Source organism: Paenibacillus sp. J31R98, from assembly GCF_056269245.1.
Genome location: NZ_JBWDNO010000003.1, coordinates 200,863 through 218,567, shown reverse-complemented (window position 1 = coordinate 218,567; position 17,705 = coordinate 200,863). Strand labels below are relative to the sequence as shown.

Annotated in this window: 13 protein-coding genes and 1 pseudogene; 11 read left to right on the top strand and 3 right to left on the bottom strand. The window is 57.2% G+C overall.

All coding sequences use genetic code 11. The features are described from left to right. Positions 1-13 precede the first annotated feature (13 nt). Positions 14-844, bottom strand: a complete 831-nt coding sequence (locus tag AC0YNX_RS14635; RefSeq protein ID WP_475816759.1) for an electron transfer flavoprotein subunit beta/FixA family protein — start codon at positions 842-844, stop codon at positions 14-16. Between the two features lie 310 nt (positions 845-1,154). Between AC0YNX_RS14635 and AC0YNX_RS14630 the strand changes: the two genes are divergently transcribed. From AC0YNX_RS14630 to map, 9 genes are all read left to right on the top strand, one after another. After that, complete coding sequence (locus AC0YNX_RS14630) at positions 1,155-3,452, top strand: (Fe-S)-binding protein (protein ID WP_475816758.1); 2,298 nt, start codon at positions 1,155-1,157, stop codon at positions 3,450-3,452. Positions 3,453-3,544: 92 nt separating this feature from the next. Further along, positions 3,545-5,968, top strand: a complete 2,424-nt coding sequence (locus AC0YNX_RS14625; protein ID WP_475816420.1) for a 3-hydroxyacyl-CoA dehydrogenase/enoyl-CoA hydratase family protein — start codon at positions 3,545-3,547, stop codon at positions 5,966-5,968. A gap of 149 nt (positions 5,969-6,117) precedes the next feature. Continuing rightward, entirely contained in the window at positions 6,118-7,326 is a 1,209-nt protein-coding gene (locus AC0YNX_RS14620) for an acetyl-CoA C-acyltransferase (protein ID WP_475816419.1), read from the top strand. 981 nt (positions 7,327-8,307) lie between these two features. After that, entirely contained in the window at positions 8,308-10,101 is a 1,794-nt protein-coding gene (locus AC0YNX_RS14615) for an acyl-CoA dehydrogenase family protein (RefSeq protein ID WP_475816418.1), read from the top strand. Between the two features lie 17 nt (positions 10,102-10,118). Next, complete coding sequence (locus AC0YNX_RS14610) at positions 10,119-11,849, top strand: long-chain-fatty-acid--CoA ligase (protein WP_475816417.1); 1,731 nt, start codon at positions 10,119-10,121, stop codon at positions 11,847-11,849. Next, positions 11,812-12,249: a PaaI family thioesterase gene (locus tag AC0YNX_RS14605; RefSeq protein ID WP_475816416.1), complete on the top strand. Its 438-nt coding sequence runs from the start codon at positions 11,812-11,814 to the stop codon at positions 12,247-12,249. The genes AC0YNX_RS14610 and AC0YNX_RS14605 overlap by 38 nt, the downstream gene beginning before the upstream one ends. Before the next feature lie 112 nt (positions 12,250-12,361). After that, entirely contained in the window at positions 12,362-12,586 is a 225-nt protein-coding gene (locus AC0YNX_RS14600) for a hypothetical protein (RefSeq protein ID WP_475816415.1), read from the top strand. Positions 12,587-12,850: 264 nt separating this feature from the next. Further along, complete coding sequence (locus AC0YNX_RS14595) at positions 12,851-13,039, top strand: hypothetical protein (protein ID WP_475816414.1); 189 nt, start codon at positions 12,851-12,853, stop codon at positions 13,037-13,039. Positions 13,040-13,130: 91 nt separating this feature from the next. After that, positions 13,131-13,874 carry a type I methionyl aminopeptidase gene (gene map, locus AC0YNX_RS14590; protein ID WP_475816413.1) on the top strand — a complete coding sequence of 248 codons (744 nt, stop codon included), beginning with the start codon at positions 13,131-13,133 and terminating at the stop codon, positions 13,872-13,874. Here map and AC0YNX_RS14585 read toward each other — a convergent pair. Beyond that, positions 13,858-14,862: an AraC family transcriptional regulator gene (locus AC0YNX_RS14585; RefSeq protein ID WP_475816412.1), complete on the bottom strand. Its 1,005-nt coding sequence runs from the start codon at positions 14,860-14,862 to the stop codon at positions 13,858-13,860. The genes map and AC0YNX_RS14585 overlap by 17 nt on opposite strands. 125 nt (positions 14,863-14,987) lie before the next feature. Here AC0YNX_RS14585 and AC0YNX_RS14580 point away from each other — a divergent pair, with 125 nt between their 5' ends. Next, a complete protein-coding gene (locus AC0YNX_RS14580) occupies positions 14,988-15,635 on the top strand; it encodes an SOS response-associated peptidase family protein (RefSeq protein ID WP_475816411.1) in 648 nt (215 codons plus the stop codon). A gap of 62 nt (positions 15,636-15,697) precedes the next feature. Here the strand turns inward: AC0YNX_RS14580 and AC0YNX_RS14575 are convergent, their stop codons facing one another. Then, positions 15,698-16,429: an AraC family transcriptional regulator gene (locus AC0YNX_RS14575; RefSeq protein WP_475816410.1), complete on the bottom strand. Its 732-nt coding sequence runs from the start codon at positions 16,427-16,429 to the stop codon at positions 15,698-15,700. A 183-nt stretch (positions 16,430-16,612) separates the two neighbouring features. On the opposite strand from AC0YNX_RS14575, the pseudogene pyk reads away from it, so the two are divergent. Continuing rightward, positions 16,613-17,638 (top strand): annotated as a pseudogene (gene pyk / locus AC0YNX_RS14570) (pyruvate kinase); the annotation flags it as partial. Positions 17,639-17,705 lie beyond the last annotated feature (67 nt).

Genomic DNA, 17,705 nt, shown 5'->3' with positions numbered 1-17,705 from the left:
ATGACCTCCTCTCCTAGAACAATTTCGCTTCGCGCTGCAGCAAATCCGCCAGCTGCGCGGCTTGCTCCTGCGGCGTGCCGCCGAGCTTGCGTCCCGCCGCGCGAACCGGCGGCGCGAGCAGCGCTACGCGCTCCGTTCGCGGCGCGTGATCATCCGCCGCGAGTCCAAGCTCCGAAGCGCTGATCTGCTTCAGCGGCTTCTTCTTCGCTTTCATAATGCCCGGCAGCGACGGATACCTCGGTTCGTTGAGGCCTTGCTGCGCTGTAATGAGAGCGGGGAGGGGAATCTCCACCGTCTCCACGCCCCACTCGGTGTCGCGTTCTACGACAGCGACTTGCTTCACCCCGCCTTTAGCCCACGAGGCTCCGCTCTGCGAAGCGCCTCCGCTGCCGCCGCCAGCTTGTATCTCCACCTTCAATGCCGCCGCCGCTTGCGGCAGTCCGAGCCGCTCCGCGATTTGCAGCGCGACGCTGCCCGCACCTCGGTCAACGGCGAATAGCCCGGCGAGCAGCAGGTCAGGCTGCAGCTGCTCTACGACCTTGGCGAGGGCTGCGGCTACTGCATAGCCGTCATCGCCCTGCAAGCCTTCCGAGGATAGGAGCACTGCTTCGTCTGCACCCATGGCAAGAGCCGTTCGGAGCGCTTCAATGGAGCGGGCCGGTCCACAGGAGACGACGGTGACGCTCCCGCCGTGTGCCTCGCGCAGCCGAAGCGCTTCCTCCAGCGCGTATTCGTCATATGGATTAATGATGAATTTCACATTTTGCTCGTCTGCGGTGCCGTTCACGAGCTCGATTTTTTCCTCCGTATCAAACGTCTGCTTCATTAGAACGACCAGCTGCATCGCTTCGAAAGCACCTCCTGAAATATCCTTAATTGACCGCATCAGTCATACCGCCGACGAGCGGCCGAATACGATAAACTAAGCCTCCATGCCTTATTGCGACTAGTAGTTACCTTATGAACTTGGCCCTTGAAATAGACCGTTGCCGCGCTTCGCGGCAGGTGCCTATCCGCATGTTCTAAGACAGAGGGACATATACTGAACCACTCCCGTTATCCATGGTACAAACGGCTCCAAAGGAGGGATCTTTGTGGGGTTTCTAAGCGTGCATCCGCTCGCTGCTCTGCTGCGCTGGCTGCTGTTTGCGGGGATGACGACAGGAGCGCTCGTGTGCTTTTACCTCGTTGTGAGCAGGAGAGTCGGCTACATGCGGCTTGGCAGAAAGCTTGCGCCGAAACGGCCTGCACCGCCCTATGACGAAGCAGGGGATGAGTACGACGATAACGAGAATGAGAATGAGAGTGGGGAAACAGCTCGTCTCTCTTCATTTTCAGCCAATGCTGCACTTGCATCTGAGGCGATGACGAGTCCGGAGGCGCGCAGGGGGTTTGAGTGGGCGTACCAAGTATTCGGCCATAGCAAGCTGCTGAAGGATATTCGCAGCGGACTGATGCATCTGGTCTTGTTCTATGGGTTTATTGTTCTGCAGTTCGGCGCGCTGGACATTATCTGGGAAGGCATCAACGGTTCTCCGCTGCCTTTTCTGGACTATCACTGGTTTGTGTATATGCAGGAAATCACCGTGTCGCTCGTGCTGCTGGCGCTGCTCTACGGCGGCTTTCGGCGATATGTGGAGCGGCTTCGCCGTCTGAAAAGAGGCTGGAAGCCCTCTATTGTGCTGTGGTTTATCGGGGGTCTGATGTTGACGGTGTTGCTTGCACAAGCTTTTAACCGCTTGCAGGATGCGTCTTCAGGCGGCGCTTCCTCGCTGTATGTGAGCTACGCCCCGGTATCTTCGGCAATCGCAGAGGCGCTGCATGCTGCTGGTGTAACAGAGGGTGCTGGCCGCGTGCTCTACGAGCTGTTCTGGTGGCTGCATTATGCGGTGCTTCTGTCGTTCTTGGTGTATGTGCCGCAGTCGAAGCATTTTCATATCTTGACCGCTCCAGTTAACTTGTGGCTGCGCCGCCGCTCCGCACCTGGAAAGCTGACGCCGCTCGATCTCGAGGATGAAGAGGCGGAATCGTTCGGAGTCGGCGCGATTGAGCAGTTCACGCAGAAGCAGTTGCTTGATCTCTACGCCTGCGTTGAATGCGGGCGCTGCACGAATGTTTGCCCGGCATCGAATACCGGCAAGCTGCTATCGCCGATGCATCTCATCACGAAGCTGCGCGATCACTTGACGGAGAAAGGCGCTGCGATTACGTCCAAATCGCCTTGGGTGCCGGATTTCAGCGGCGTAGGGGTGGGGCGAAGCGCGCATGTGATGAAGAGCGATGCGCCGGTGTTGTGGGTGAACGATACGGGTGATGACAATTCCTCTACAACCATTGGACCGACAATGTCTGCGCAAAAGGGGGCGTGGACGATTCACGGCGATACTGCTCCAGCGGATGTAGCACTTATCGGCGACGTCATGACGGAGTCGGAGCTGTGGTCGTGCACGACCTGCCGAAATTGCGAGGACCAGTGCCCCGTAGGCAATGAGCATGTGGACAAAATCATCGATATGCGCCGCTTCCTCGTCCTGACCGAGGGCAAAATCCCCGCAGAGGGTCAGCGTGCGATGAACAATATCGAACGGCAGGGCAATCCTTGGGGACTGCCACGTTCGGAGCGGGTCGCCTGGCTCTCGGCGTATAACAGCTCTGCGGCTGAGACATTGCCTGTGCTGACGATGCAGGAGGCAGCCCGAAGGAGTTCGGAGGAACGTCCCGAGCTGGTGTTGTGGGCAGGAACAATGGGCGCTTATGACCAGCGGAGCCGAAAAGTATTGTTCGCCGTTGTGCGGCTGCTCCAGCATGCCGGCGTTCCGTTCGCTGTGCTCGGCGGGGAGGAGCGCAACTCCGGCGATACGGCGCGGCGGATGGGGAACGAGCTGCTGTTCCAGACGCTTTGCAGCGAGAACATCGCTACGCTCGAACGCTATGGCGTGAAGCGGGTTGTGACGATTTGCCCGCATACGTTCAATGCGTTCAAGAATGAGTATCCGGATTTTGGATTGAGCAAATCCGTCGTGGTGGAGCATCACACAACATTGCTCGAACGGCTCGTTGCACAACAGCTCATTACGCCAGTGCATCCGCTCAAGGAGCGTGTCGTGTTCCACGATTCATGCTACTTGGGTCGCTACAACGGCATCTACGATGCTCCGCGTAATCTGCTTCGCGCGATTCCGGGCGTAAAGCTGCTGGAGATGGAGCGCAATCGCGAGAATGGCATGTGCTGCGGCGCAGGCGGCGGCCTCATGTGGATGGAAGAGCGCAGCGGCGTACGGGTGAACGAAGCGCGAGCGTCGCAAGCGCTGTCGACGTCGCCGACCGTCATCGGCTCGGCATGTCCGTACTGTCTGACGATGATGGAGGACGGTATCAAGCTGCTTGACGCGGAGGACACGGTACGAGCGCGTGACGTCGCGGAGCTGCTGGCGGAGAGTGTGTTTGGGTGAGGGTGCCGGTCCGCCGGTCATCGGGAGAACAAGCGGAGAACCCGCAATTTCTCACACAATATTTTCGAGCCTAACTAAAAGGAGGGAGTCATGTGGGAGGAAAAACGCCAGGGACCCGCATTAGCCGCGCGGCGGTTATCGGGTCGGGTGTGATGGGAGCGGGGATCGCCGCTCATCTTGCGAATGCGGGCATCAGTGTTCTGCTGCTCGATGTTCCGCCTGCTGCGTTGACGCAGCAGGAGGAGCGCGCGGGCAAGACGCTGCAGGATCCAGCGGTGCGGAATCGCCTTGCAGCCGCCAGCATTGCGAGACTTACGAATCAACAGCCGGCGGCTTTATACGATGCAGCTTTCGCAGGACGGATTACCGCAGGCAACTTGGAGGATGACCTCGCCAAGCTGACCGATGTGGAATGGATCGTCGAAGCCGTGGTGGAGCGACTCGATGTGAAGCAGAGCGTGTTCGCCCGCATTGAACCTTGGCTGGGGGCGGAGACGCTCGTCACCACCAACACGTCGGGCTTGTCGGCAGCAGCGATGGCGGAGGGGCGCGGCGAGAAGTTTCGGAAGCATTTTGCCGTCACCCATTTCTTCAATCCGCCTCGTCATATGAAGCTGGTCGAGCTTGTCGCCGGACCGGATACGGATTCTGCCGTCATGGCAAGGCTGGCGGGCATCTGCGAGCGACAGCTTGGCAAAGGCGTCGTCACCGCAAAAGACACGCCGAACTTCATTGCGAACCGGATCGGCACGTACGGGATGATGACGACTTTTGCAGCGATGAAGCAGTTCGGGCTGAATGTGGATGAGGTGGATGCGCTGACCGGACCTGCGATGGGACGCCCGAAGACGGCGACGTTCCGGATGCTGGACCTCGTCGGACTCGATACACTGCTGCATGTGGTGGACAATGTGCGGGAGCGGAGCGAGGACAACGAGGACCAGGAAGCTTTTGCAAGACCGCCGGAGCTTGAAGCGCTTGTGGCTAAAGGGTGGATCGGCGAGAAGGCAGGGAGCGGCTTCTACCGCAAAATCAAACGTCCCGGCGGAGGCAGCGACATCGAAACGCTCCAGCTGGACACGATGACGTACGCACCGCGCAGCAGCGTGAATTCTCCGGTCATTGAAGCTGCGAAGTCGGCAAAAGGCACTGCTGCCAAGATCAAGGCGCTACTCTTCACAGACACGGACGACCGTTACGCCAAGTTCTCGTGGCAAGTGACGAAGACGGTGCTGCTCTACTCGGCGCGGCAGCTTGGCGTTGTGGCGGACACGATCGATGACATCGACAAAGCGCTCGTCTGGGGCTTCAACTGGGAGCTGGGGCCGTTCGAGCTGTGGGATGCGATCGGGCTTGAGAAGTCGGTGCAGCGGATGCGGGCAGAGGGCGACGACATCCCGGGGTGGCTTAGCGAGTGGCTGGCTTCGGGAAATAAAAGCTTTTACAAGGAGGACGGACAGCGCAGATTTTACGTGGACAGAGGCGAATTCCGGAAGGTGGAGGAGAAGCCTGACGTCATCTCGCTTGCTGCGCTGAAACGTGCCGGTAGAACGATTCTCGGCAATTCGGGCGCTTCGCTGCTGGACCTTGGCGATGAGGTCGCGTGTCTCGTCTTCCATTCGCCGAACAATGCGATTGGCGGAGATATTTTGAGCGCGATTCGGCAGAGCGCAGATGAGGTGAGCCGTAATTGGCGGGGTCTTGTGCTTGCCAACGAGGGGCGGCATTTCTGCGTTGGCGCCAATCTGATGATGCTGCTCATGGAAGCTCAGAACGGCGACTTCGACGAAGTAGACGATATTATCCGCCTGTTCCAGAACAGCATGCTGACGCTGAAGCGGCTTGATCGGCCTGTAGTAGCAGCGCCGCACCGGATGACGCTTGGCGGCGGGGTGGAGGCATGCCTGCCCGCGGACCGGATTATTTTCTCGGCGGAGACGTATTTCGGACTCGTCGAGACTGGCGTCGGTTTAATTCCGGCAGGCGGCGGTTGCAAAGAGGCGGCGGTAATGGCGGCTTCGCGCGCTGGGGCGCTCGGTGATCTGCAGCCGCATGTGAATGCGCTCTTCGAGACAATTGCGATGGCGAAGACGTCGACGAGCGGCTACGATGTGCATCGCACCGGGCTGATGCGGCCTGGGGACCGCGTCATTATGCGAGACGAGACGCGCGTGGCGGAGGCGAAGCGCAACGTGCTCGAGCTGGATCAGGCGGGCTATACGCCGCCTGGGTCGGCGGGAGCACGGATTCGTGTCGCTGGCCGAGAAGGGCGTGCTGTACTGCAGCTTGCCGTAGAGGCGATGCGCCTCGGCGGGCAGATCAGCGCGCATGATGTGAAGATCGGCCGCAAGCTCGCGCATGTCATTGCAGGAGGCGACGCAGCGCCGGGTGCTGAGGTGAGCGAGCAGTATTTGCTCGATCTGGAGCGCGAAGCGTTCCTCAGCTTGTGCGGCGAGCCGCTGACGCAGGCGCGGATGAGGCATATGCTGGCGACGGGCAAGCCGCTTCGGAATTAGTGTTGGTGCTGGTGCGGTAACGATGAGCGGTAACGAAAGAGAAGTGATGACAGAGAAGTGATAACAGAGAAGTGATAACAGAGAAGTAATGACAGAGCGTTAACGACAAAAAAACTTGCGATGCCACTATTTGAAGGAGGTGACCGCCTATGACAAGTGCGAATCAGAACCATCCGCTCGACGCTGTCATTGTGTCGGCGGTTCGAACGGCTGTCGGCAAGGCGAAGAAAGGCAGCCTTGCCGACACGAGAGCCGAGGATTTAGGCCGCGCGGTGCTGCGCGCGGCGGTGGACCGCGTCCCCGAGCTTACATACGGGGACGTGCAGGACGTTGTCATCGGCTGCGCGATGCCCGAAGGGGAGCAAGGTCTTAACTTTGCCCGCATCATGACGCTGTATGCGGACTTTCCGGTGACGACGCCGGCCGTCACCGTCAATCGGTTTTGCGCCTCCGGGCTGCAGGCGATTGCCTATGCGGCGGAGCGCATCCGGCTAGGCGAGGCTGACGTCGTGCTCGCCGGAGGTGTTGAAAGCATGAGCCACGTCCCGATGACTGGCTTCAAGCTTTCACCGCATCCGGGCATCGCCGACGCGATGCCGGAGGTGTATATGGGCATGGGGCATACCGCCGAGGAAGTGGCGCGGCGGTATGGGATTAGCCGCGAGGCGCAGGATGCTTTTGCTGCGGCGAGCCATGTGAAGGCAGCAGCAGCGCAGGCAGCCGGGCGCTTCGCGGAGGAGATCGTTCCGCTGCATGTGCAGCGGGAGGGCGTCGACGATAACGGCCGGCCTTGGTCGCGCAGCTTCGTGTTTGACCGCGACGAAGGCGTGCGCGCCGACACGACGCCTGAGGTGCTCGCGAAGCTGAAGCCGTCCTTCGCGCGCGAAGGCACCGTCACCGCGGGCAACGCCTCGCAGATGAGCGACGGCGCCGCGGCTGTCGTCGTCATGAGCCGCGCCCGCGCCGAGCAGCTCGGCGTGAAGCCTCTCGCGGTGTTCCGCGCGTACAGCGTCGCGGGCGTCGCGCCGGAGGTGATGGGGATCGGCCCGATTGAGGCGATCCCCAAAGCGCTGGCGCGCGCGGGCATTACACTCGAACAAGTGAAGCTGTTCGAGCTGAACGAGGCCTTCGCGGCACAGTGCCTGCCGATCGTTCAGCGGCTCGGGATCAACCCCGAGCTCGTGAACGTCAACGGCGGCGCAATCGCTCTTGGCCATCCGCTCGGCTGCACGGGGACGAAGCTCAGCGTCTCCCTGATCCACGAGCTGCAGCGCCGCGGCGGCGGTCTCGGCATCGTCTCCATGTGCGTTGGCGGCGGCATGGGCGCCGCGGGCGTGTTCGAGGTTCTTTCGGGTTAAGGCTGAGAGTGATGTGGGGTACCCAGTACCCTACATCGGTGTGAAGCTGGTTGAAAAGGTGAGGGAGGAGTTCCCAGCACCCTTTATCAGCGAAAATCCGAGTGAAGTGGTGGAAGCAGGGTAGCAGGTACCCCTCATCAGTGATAATCCGCGTGAAAAGGTGGAAGAGGGGTAACAGGTACACTTCATTGGAGGCGTATCGAACACAAGAGCATGTTAGGCAGCTACATGAGCAGAGATGCGATCAAATTGGCCAAAGAGTAGTAGCAGGTAACACACATGGGCGGAAATTCCTTCAGATTAGCTAAAGAGAGTACGAGGTAACACACATCAGTGGAAATCCGCTCAAACGAGCGTAAGATGCTGGCTAGTTGGATTACATTGGTGGATCCGGTGAAATGAAGCTGGCATAGTCGACTACATTTGTTAAAGAGTGCCCCTGAGGGATACACATGAGAGGAAATGCGGTAGTTTGAGCTAAAGAGTGCCCCTGAGGGATACACATTGGGTTAGAAGTAGCTAAATCGGCGAAAGAGTGACCCTGAGGGATACACACTGGGTTTGAAGTAGCTAAATCGGCGAAAGAGTGATCCTGAGGGATACACATTGGGTTAGAAATAGCTAAATCGGCGAAAGAGTGATCCTGAGGGATACACATTGGGTTAGAAATAGCTAAATCGGCGAAAGAGTGCCCCTGAGGGATACACATTGGATTAGAAGTAGCTAAATCGACGAAAGAGTGCCCCTGAGGGATACACATTGGGTTAGAAGTAGCTAAATCGGCGAAAGAGTGATCCTGAGGGATACACATTGGGTTAGAAGTAGCTAAATCGGCGAAAGAGTGCCCCTGAGGGATACACATTGCTGGAAACCCGGCAGTTTGAGAGCAAGAGAGTCTTCCAGCTACCTACATTAGTTGGACGAAAGCTGAAGTTGATCTACGGCATCAATCGTGCTTCTCCTAGAAAGGAGTGAATACGTATGGCGCAAAACAATCGTTGGGGCGGGCGCTTCGTGGTGGAGGATATTACGCCGGAAGCGGTCGTCACGCCGGAGGACTTCACCGATGAGCAGCGGATGATCGCGGATGCGGCGCGCGCTTTTCTCGCGGGTGAGGTGCGGCCGCGCGATGCGGAAATTGAGGCGCTCAATTATGATCTCACCACGCAGTTGCTGCGCAAAGCCGGTGACCTCGGCTTGCTAAGCGCGGACGTGCCAGAGGCATACGGCGGCCTTGGCCTCGACAAAGTAAGCTCGACGCTGCTCGCCGAGACGTTCGCCGAGGCATCGTCGTTCGCGCTGTCCGTCGGGGCGCATGTCGGCATCGGCACGCTGCCGATCGTCTTCTTCGGCACGGCAGAGCAGAAGCAGCGCTACTTGCCGGACCTCGCCACCGCCAAGCGAATTGCCGCTTACTGCCTGACGGAACCGGCATCCGGCTCCGATGCGCTCGGCGCAAGGACAACGGCGCGGCTGTCGCCGGACGGCAAGCATTACATCTTGAACGGCTCCAAGCTGTACATTACGAACTCCGGTTTCGCGGATGTGTTCATCGTGTACGCGAAGGTGAATGGGGACCATTTTACCGCATTCATCGTGGAGCGCGGCTATTCCGGCTTCAGCATTGGACCGGAGGAGCACAAGATGGGCATCAAAGGCTCGTCGACTTGCCCGATCTTCTTCGAGGATACGCCAGTGCCCGTGGAGAACGTGCTCGGCGAGATTGGCAAAGGTCATCTCATCGCGTTCAACATTCTCAACATCGGCCGCTTCAAGCTCGCTGCAGGCTGCGTCGGCGGAGCGAAGGAAACGATCGGGCTCGCTTCCAAATACGCCAACCAGCGCAAGCAGTTCGGCCGCTCCATCTCCTCCTTCCCGCTCATCGGCGCGAAGCTGGCTGATATGAATATTGCCACATACGTGCTCGAAAGCATGGTGTACCGCACGGCTGGTTGGATCGACGCCCTCCTTCAAGAGAGCGAAGCGGAAGGCGGGACTGACGAGAACGCGGGAGCCCGTGCGGCCAAAGCGATCTCCGAATATGCGCTCGAATGCTCGATCAACAAAGTATTCGCAACCGAAGTGCTCGACTACGTCGCGGACGAAGGCGTGCAGATTCACGGAGGCTACGGCTATATCCGCGAGTACAAGGTGGAGCGGATTTACCGGGACTCTCGGATTAACCGGATTTTTGAAGGGACGAACGAGATTAACCGCATGCTCATTCCCGGCACCCTCATGAAAAAAGCGCTCAAAGGCGAGCTGCCGCTCCTACGCAAAGCGCGCGCTCTCCAAGCGGAGCTGCTGCAGCCGATGCCGCTTCCTTCGTTCGACGAGCCGCTCTCCAAGGAGACCTACCGGATCCAGCAGGCGAAGAAAATTTTTCTCGCAGTCGGCGGTCTTGCCGTGCAGAAGTATGGGCTAGCGCTTGAACAGCAGCAGGAGGTGCTCTGCTTGCTCGCAGACATGATGATCCAAGTGTTCGCTATGGAAAGCGCCAATCTCCGCACGCGCAAAATGATTCAAAAAGCCGATCCAGCCGCCGCCTCCCGCATCAAAAATGCAACTGAAATGACCGTTGTTTTCGTGCAAGAAGCGATGGAGAGGGTTGAACGTTACGCGAAGACGGCGCTGTCCGCATTGGAGGAAGGCGATTCGCTCCAAACGCAGCTTTCGGTGCTGAAGAAGCTTACGCGCGCACCGCTCTCCGATACCATCGCGCTCAAACGCGGCATTGCCGCTCGTGTCATCCGCAGCGAACAGTACACGTTGTAGGAGGAGGCGCACGCGTTATGGATCAGACGCAAGCAAGTCCATGGTTTCGGAACTATCCCGGTGAAGTGCCGCATACGCTCGATATTCCGAACGTCAGCATCAGCGATCTGCTGCTGCAGACAGCTGCCAAATACCCGGGCAACGAAGCGATTTATTTCTACGGCAAACGAACAACATACCGCGAGCTGCTGGCCGCAGCGAATCGCATGGCGGCCGGCTTGCAAGCTGTTGGCATCGGCAAGGGCGACCGCGTCGCGATCATGCTGCCGAACTGCCCGCAAACCGTCATCGCTTATTTCGGCGTCCTGCTCGCAGGCGCGATTGTCGTCATGACGAACCCGCTCTATGTGGAGCGGGAGCTGGCGCATCAGCTGAAGGACAGCGGCGCGCGGTGCATCATTACGCTCGATTTGCTCTATCCTCGGCTGGCGCGCGTGCGCGGCGAGGCGCCGGAGGACGGTCCGGTGCCGCAGCTGCGCACCGTGCTCGTCACTTCCATTCAAGATGAGCTCCCTTTTCCGAAAAATATGCTCTACCCGATCAAACAACGCAAAGCCGGCCATAATCCCAGCATTCCGTATGGCAAGCATGGCGTCACCCGTTACACCTCATTTCTATCCAAAGCCCCGAAGCTGCCGGCTGAAGCAGCGGTCAATCCGGAGACGGATACGGCGCAGCTGCAATATACCGGCGGTACGACCGGACTTGCGAAGGGTGTTATCCTCACACACCGCAATTTAGTTGCGAATGTGATGCAGTGCGCTTCTTGGTTCTATCGCGTGGATGAAGGGAAAGAACGGTTTCTTGCCGCGCTCCCGCTCTTTCACGTCTTCGGTCTAACCTCACTGATGAACTTGTCTGTATTGAAAGCAGGCTCCCTTATACTCCTACCCCGCTTTGAAGTTCTAACCGTGCTGCAGACGATACGCAAACTGAAGCCGACTCTCTTCCCCGGAGCCCCAACGATGTATATCGCATTGCTAAACCATCCTGATGTGAAGAAGTACGATCTCTCTTCGATAAAAGTTTGCGTTAGCGGCTCGTCGCCGCTGCCGCTTGAGGTGCAGACGAAATTTGAAGCGATGACCGGAGGCAGGCTCATTGAAGGCTATGGTTTAACGGAGGCATCGCCCGTTACCCATGTGAATCCGATCTGGACGAAGCGCCGGATTGGCTCTATCGGCTTGCCGCTGCCGAATACGGATGCCCGTATTGTGGATATGGAGTCAGGCGAAGACGTGCCAGAAGGCGAGATCGGCGAACTGCTCGTTCGAGGTCCGCAGGTAATGAAGGGCTATTGGAACAATGAGGCTGCGACGGAGGCATCGTTCCGCGGAGAATGGCTGCGGACAGGTGATCTGGCGCAGGTCGATCGTGACGGCTTCTTTGCGATTGTGGATCGGATCAAGGATATTATTATCGCGAGCGGATTTAACGTATACCCGCGCGAGATCGAAGAGGTGCTCTACGAGCATCCGGGTATCCGCGATGCCTGCGTGATCGGGGTGAAGGATGAGTACCGGGGAGAGACGGTCAAAGCTTTCGTCGTGCTGCGCAAGGACGTGAACGTATCGGCGATGCAGCTGGACCGCTGGTGCCGCGACCGGCTTGCTGTCTTTAAAGTGCCGCATCTCTATGAATTCCGTACGGAGCTGCCGATGTCGATGATCGGGAAGGTGCTGCGGCGCAAGCTGCAGGAGGAGGAAACGAATGAACGAGAAGGAACAGGAGGACCCCCGTCCTCATGATGCGCTGGATCAGCTGAACCTGCTTGCCGAAGCCGCGAAGCCGACGTTCTGGGGCTATCTCGGCTGCGAGCTGGTGCATGCAACGCCGGGCAAATGCGGCATTTCGCTGCAAGTGAGGCCGGAACACCTCAACCTCGCACATATTGTTCACGGCGGCGTGCTCGCATCGCTGCTCGATAACGCGATGGGGCTCGTCGTTATTATGGAATGTCCGGGGGAGAAGACCGTTACGACACAGCTGAACGTGCATTATTTGCAAAGTGCAGGGCTAGGAGAAATCCGCTGTGAAGCGGTGCTTATCCACAAATCTCGGCGAACGCTCACATTACAAGGCAGTATTGTCGATAATAAAGGTGAGTTACTGGCTTGGGGAAGCGGAACATTCCGCCGAGTAACTTAATTGTAACATGTTACATTTCTGTCGAGGGCTGTCCGCCACATTGAAAGCGTTATCCCTTTCCCCTATAATTAGCCTGTAAATGGAAATTCATTGGGGAGATGGAGGGTGCATAATGGTTAGCCCATGGATTACGGGCGCGGTCATCCTGTTCGGCATCATCGTCGCGGTAACAGGCGTGGTCGCCTACTTGCGAATGTATAAGAACAGCACTTGGTCAGCCAGGACTTCACGCTCGCCGGAATCTGATCCGCCAAGGACGCTTATTTTGGGGCCGAAACAGCGGGAAGAGTCTGCATCTGCCGAAGTGGAGGAGAGTCCTGTTCGGGACGAGGATTGAAATAAATGTAAAGTTTAGGTGTTCGCTTTTAACTGAAAGTTTAAAATGTTATAATTAATTGATAAATGAAACAATTTTGTCCAAATGTTCTCCGCGAGATTGTTTCAAATTGATTTCATGCTGCTCACAGAGCTTCCTTTTCTCGCTATCGTTCAAACGGATTGTAGGCACCAGTGGGGTACCAGCCGCGGCTCAAGTTCCGCCGTGTGTGTTCTCGTACAGTAACTGTTAGGACCAGTAAGCCGACGCTAGGGAGGGGATTTCATGGCGAAACGCAGCCATAATGAAGTCAAAGAAAGCCTCATGGAGCTAACCCGCATTTTTCAGCCTAAGGATTCACGGAAATTTGTCAGAGAGTATATCCGTAAGTATCGAATTATGGGAGGCTATGAGGAAGAACTAACCCTGCTAGTGGAACACGAGATGGGCAGACTTCGGTCGTCCGTGAGCTGAATAGAATGAATCGTAAACCTTGTCCGGCACATTAGGACAAGGTTTTTTTGTTATATGTCCCTGTGCTGCGGGAGGGGAGGAAGTCACGGAAATGATTCATTACAAGACGGATGATCAGCTGCGGTCGATACGCAGGGCTGGGCGCATCGTTGCGGCGTGCCACAAGGAGATTGCGGCGCGTATCAAGCCCGGCGTGACGACACTTGAGATCGACCGATTCGCGGACTCTTATATGCGCAGACACGGTGCAAGGCCGGCTCAAATCGGTTATAAGGGCTATCCTTATGCCACTTGCGCGTCTGTGGGAGATGCCGTGTGCCACGGCTTTCCGACGGCGCTTCCGCTGAGAGAAGGGCAGATCGTGACGATTGATATGGTTGCAGAACTGGACGGATGGATGGCGGATTCCGCATGGACCTATGCTGTCGGCAAAGTGAGTCCGGAGGTGGATCGGCTCATGAAGATGACGAAGCAGGCTCTCTTCCGAGGCATTGCACAGGCGGCCTTGGGCAAACGGCTAGGCGATATCGGCCATGCGGTGGAGCAGATCGCTGACCGAGAAGGCTACTCGGTCGTGGAGGAATTCATCGGGCACGGCATCGGACGAAGGATGCACGAGGATCCGCAAGTGCTTCACCGCGGCAAGCCGGGCACGGGTCGATGGCTGCGCAAAGGAATGGTCATTACCATTGAGCCAATCTTCGTTATTGGAGGTCCTCTCGTAAGCATCGACAACGACGGCTGGACGGTCCGTACGATAGACGGCTCATGGGGTGCGCAATTTGAGCACACGGTGGCGGTGACGGACGGGGATCCGATTATTTTGACGAGGTGATGAGTGGCTCGGAACGTTGCGTGGTCCGGTACTCGCGCGGCGTCATGCCCGTCTTCTTCTTGAACAGTCGGTTGAAAAATTTCATGTCCTGGTAGCCGGCACGCAGAGCGATCCGGCTTATCAAGTCATCGGTGCTCACGAGCAGCTTGCAGCTCAGGTCGATGCGCGCGCTCTGGACATAGGCGAGGAAGGTCATCCCCGTTGCCTTCTGGAAGCTGCGCTGAAATTGGCGCTCGCTGATGCCGAGTTGCGAAGCCATTGCGGCAAGGGACAGCTCGGATGCTGCGCAATCGGCATCGATGGCTTCGATGACCTGCTGCATGGAGCTCGGCGGCATTGCCTGCTGAGCTAGCTGCTGCTGGGGCAGCGCTTCGCGTTCGAGCTGCCTGCGGTAGAGCATGATGAGCAGCTCGATTACCGCTGCACACATCGATGCGGCATAGCCGGGGCGGCGTGTCGTGAATTCCTGGTACAGCTTATGGAACAGCAGTTGTCCTTCTTCGCCTCGCTCATGCACATGCAGCCACTGTTGCTCATCGCAAAGCTGGCGGTACAAGGCCGGGATAGCCGGCTCGGCAGGTACGGCATGCAGCAGCTTGTCCAACTGCTCGATTGTAAACGTGCAGTTGTAGATGATGAGCTGCCGGCCTCTGGCTGTCGATCCAGGGCGGAATACATGCGAGACGCCGACCGGAATGAAGAATAGATCGCCGCGGACAACCGGCATCTGCTCGTCGCCGATGTAATGGAAGCCTGTCCCTTCGGCAACCATGCACACCTCGATGAAATCATGCTCATGCATAAGCAGCTCGAAGGTTTCATGCGCGCGGTTCACATAGATCGGCGCTTCGTTGTCGCTCTCGAAGAGGGACGAGAAAGGCAACAGTCGCTCGCCTCTGGAGAAACCCGGCATAGCAGAGGAGCGTTTGTTCGGTGGCGTATTGGGCTGCGAGTTCGACTCATTCGGCATTCCAGGGTTGCTCGGCATCGGGAGGATTCGCTCCTTTCGTTAGGTTTGATTATAACGCACCTTCAGTTGGTAGGGAGAAATGTTCACACATGATTTGGAAACTTCCGGGCAATAATAGCCGAAATAACTGGAGGTGTTTTCCGATGTGTGAAGCAATTGCCATTACGGCGCAATCATCTGAGCTAACGGATAAATTCGAGCTCGACAATATTCTGCTCTATATCGCGAACCGAAATGAAGTGACTCCAACCGATACGATATCGGCGATATTCGAGCATAAAGAGTCAGGGCGGATCATGGATGAGTTCCGCTGGGGAATGGTTCCCTATTGGGCAAAAGATTCCGTACATATGGACCGTAATCAGCTGTTCCATAAGCCCATTTACGAGCGCATTGTGCAGAAGCAGCGCTGCATCATTCCGTGCAACGGCTTCTATGTGACGCGGACTATTGGCAAAGAGGTGCATCGCCTTAAGCTCATGATGCGCAGCGGTACCTTTGCTATCGCCGGGCTTTACGATGTATTCCGTCAAGCCTCCGGCTACGAGCTGCGTACCTGCACGATGATGATGACGGAAGCGAACGCGCATGTCTCGCCTTATCAGCCTCTGATGCCGGCGATTCTTGAGCCCGAGGCGATCGGCGACTGGCTGAATCGCGGGAAGCGCCCGCCCTCTGAGCTGCATTCGATGCTGCATCCGATGGACGAGCTGCGCATGATCGCGATTCCGCTGGATGGCACGGGCGACGCTGGCGTCGAGCTGCAAGCTCCTCGGACAGAGTGGGTGTAAGGAAGCAAGGAGCTACATATTTGGAGGGACCGCTGCGGCGGTCTCTTTTCTTTTTTAGCCAACTACTCTAACTGAGACCGCTCTGCAATCACGTCGGATGGAAGCCGGCCGACCACCTTTTTGAAGATCCGATTGAAATACGAAGGGTCGCTGTACCCGAGATGCTCGGAAATATCCTGCACTGTCAGCTGGGAGTGGCGGAGCATGTAGTGGGCGGTCTTCATCCTTTTGCGGTGCACATAGTCGCTGATGGTGAGGCCAGTCACTTTGCGGAACAGCGTTGCGGCGTAGTTCGGGCTGACGCCGATGCAGGCTCCTAGCTCGTTCTTGGTGATTTTGCTGCGGTAGTGATTCTCGACGTATTGCTTCATCCGCTCGATATGCTGAATGGAGGAGGGGGCCTTCTCTCCCTCGTCGTACTCGCGGCTGATAGTGACGATCAGCTCGGTTAGCAGCGCGGCGCACATGACGGAGAAGTACCGATCGCGCGCGGTCCATTGCTCCACAATGCCGAGCAGCTTCTCCATCAACAGCTCCGGCATATGCGTGACCCAGTTCAGCGGCGCGCGCCTTGCGAGAATCGGCAGCAGCTGTGTCGTAGCGGTGTCGGCGGGGCTGAAGCGGACGGTGACACTTTCGCGAATGCTAGCTGAACCGCGCAGCTCAGCGGCGGGAACGCCTGCCGGAATGAGCAGCAGCTCGTTCTTACGGCAGCTCACCACTTGACCGGCGTAGGTGAAGCTGGTCTGGCCGAAACGTATCCAAATGAGCGTGAAGCTGTCGATTCCGAGCATCCGGCGCTCCTCCTGCAGAACCCCGCGCTCCTGTTTAATATCGAAGATATGGAACACAAGACAACCTCACTTTTTGTCGATTAGCGTACTATTTTACAGCTACTGTACTATAGTTCATCGCACTTGTTCAATCGTTCTTTTAAAATGAAAGAAACGGTTTGAACTTGGACAGGAGTGAGCGACATGAAAAAGACAGCGATTGTATGTACAATGGGACCCGCTTGTATGGCCGCTGATAAATTGGAAGGCATGCTGAAGGCAGGCATGAATATCGCTCGCCTTAACTTGGCGCACGGAGAGCTCGATGACCACCGTCAGCGTATTCTCGTTGTTCGTGAAGCAGCGCGCAAGCTGAATGTGCCTGTATCGATCTTGCTCGATATTAAAGGACCGGAAATTCGTACAGGGCTCCTGCAAGAGCCATCTTATATGCTACAAAGCGGTGAATTCCTGACGCTTACTACGGAGCAAATCGTCGGCAATGCATCGCGTATCTCGGTATCGTACGACCTCGCGAAGGATGTAACGGTTGGTTCGCGCATTATGATCGACGATGGCCTCATTGAACTGAAAGTCGTGCGCATCGAAGGTACGGAAGTGGTGTGCGTCATTCAGAACGGCGGCATCATCAAGTCGCGCAAAGGCGTTAATTTGCCGGGCATTCGCACGAGCCTGCCAGGTGTAACGGAGAAAGATAAGCTGCATATTGCTTTTGGCGTGGAGACTGGCGTTGATATCATTGCAATGTCGTTCGTTCGCCGTGCAGAAGACGTACTGGAAGTGAAGCGCATGCTGGTTGAGCTAGGCGCTAGCCACATTGAGGTGCATTCGAAAATCGAGAACCAAGAGGGTCTCGACGAGCTGGAAGCGATTATCGAAGCGTCCGACGGCATTATGGTCGCACGCGGCGATCTTGGCGTCGAAATTCCGATCGAAGATGTGCCGTTCGCACAGAAGCGCATGATTGCGGCTTGTAACCGTGCCGGCAAATTCGTTATCACTGCAACGCAAATGCTTGAATCCATGCAGAGCAACCCGCGTCCGACACGCGCTGAAGCTTGCGACGTAGCGAATGCGGTATGGGACGGCACAGATGCAGTCATGCTCTCCGGCGAGACGGCATCGGGCGCATATCCGGTTGAAGCGGTGCAGACGATGGCTGCAATTGCGGTCAAAGCGGAGGAAGCGCTAAAGGAAGTTGTAAAGAAAGATTTGATTGAAGCTTAGCCAATCGTTTAAAGTGGGTAGAGGACAAAATTATGCGAGAGTGTTCATG

Excerpts from the sequence above, each read along its gene's own strand:
- AC0YNX_RS14605 (WP_475816416.1), top strand. The coding sequence starts at position 11,812 with ATGAACGAGAAGGAACAGGAGGACCCCCGTCCTCATGATGCGCTGGAT.
- AC0YNX_RS14575 (WP_475816410.1), bottom strand. The coding sequence starts at position 16,429 with ATGCTCGGAATCGACAGCTTCACGCTCATTTGGATACGTTTCGGCCAG.
- AC0YNX_RS14580 (WP_475816411.1), top strand. The coding sequence starts at position 14,988 with ATGTGTGAAGCAATTGCCATTACGGCGCAATCATCTGAGCTAACGGAT.
- AC0YNX_RS14585 (WP_475816412.1), bottom strand. The coding sequence starts at position 14,862 with ATGCCGAGCAACCCTGGAATGCCGAATGAGTCGAACTCGCAGCCCAAT.
- AC0YNX_RS14630 (WP_475816758.1), top strand. The coding sequence starts at position 1,155 with ATGACGACAGGAGCGCTCGTGTGCTTTTACCTCGTTGTGAGCAGGAGA.
- map (WP_475816413.1), top strand. The coding sequence starts at position 13,131 with ATGATTCATTACAAGACGGATGATCAGCTGCGGTCGATACGCAGGGCT.
- AC0YNX_RS14610 (WP_475816417.1), top strand. The coding sequence starts at position 10,119 with ATGGATCAGACGCAAGCAAGTCCATGGTTTCGGAACTATCCCGGTGAA.
- AC0YNX_RS14600 (WP_475816415.1), top strand. The coding sequence starts at position 12,362 with ATGGTTAGCCCATGGATTACGGGCGCGGTCATCCTGTTCGGCATCATC.
- AC0YNX_RS14615 (WP_475816418.1), top strand. The coding sequence starts at position 8,308 with ATGGCGCAAAACAATCGTTGGGGCGGGCGCTTCGTGGTGGAGGATATT.
- AC0YNX_RS14635 (WP_475816759.1), bottom strand. The coding sequence starts at position 844 with ATGCAGCTGGTCGTTCTAATGAAGCAGACGTTTGATACGGAGGAAAAA.
- AC0YNX_RS14620 (WP_475816419.1), top strand. The coding sequence starts at position 6,118 with ATGACAAGTGCGAATCAGAACCATCCGCTCGACGCTGTCATTGTGTCG.
- AC0YNX_RS14595 (WP_475816414.1), top strand. The coding sequence starts at position 12,851 with ATGGCGAAACGCAGCCATAATGAAGTCAAAGAAAGCCTCATGGAGCTA.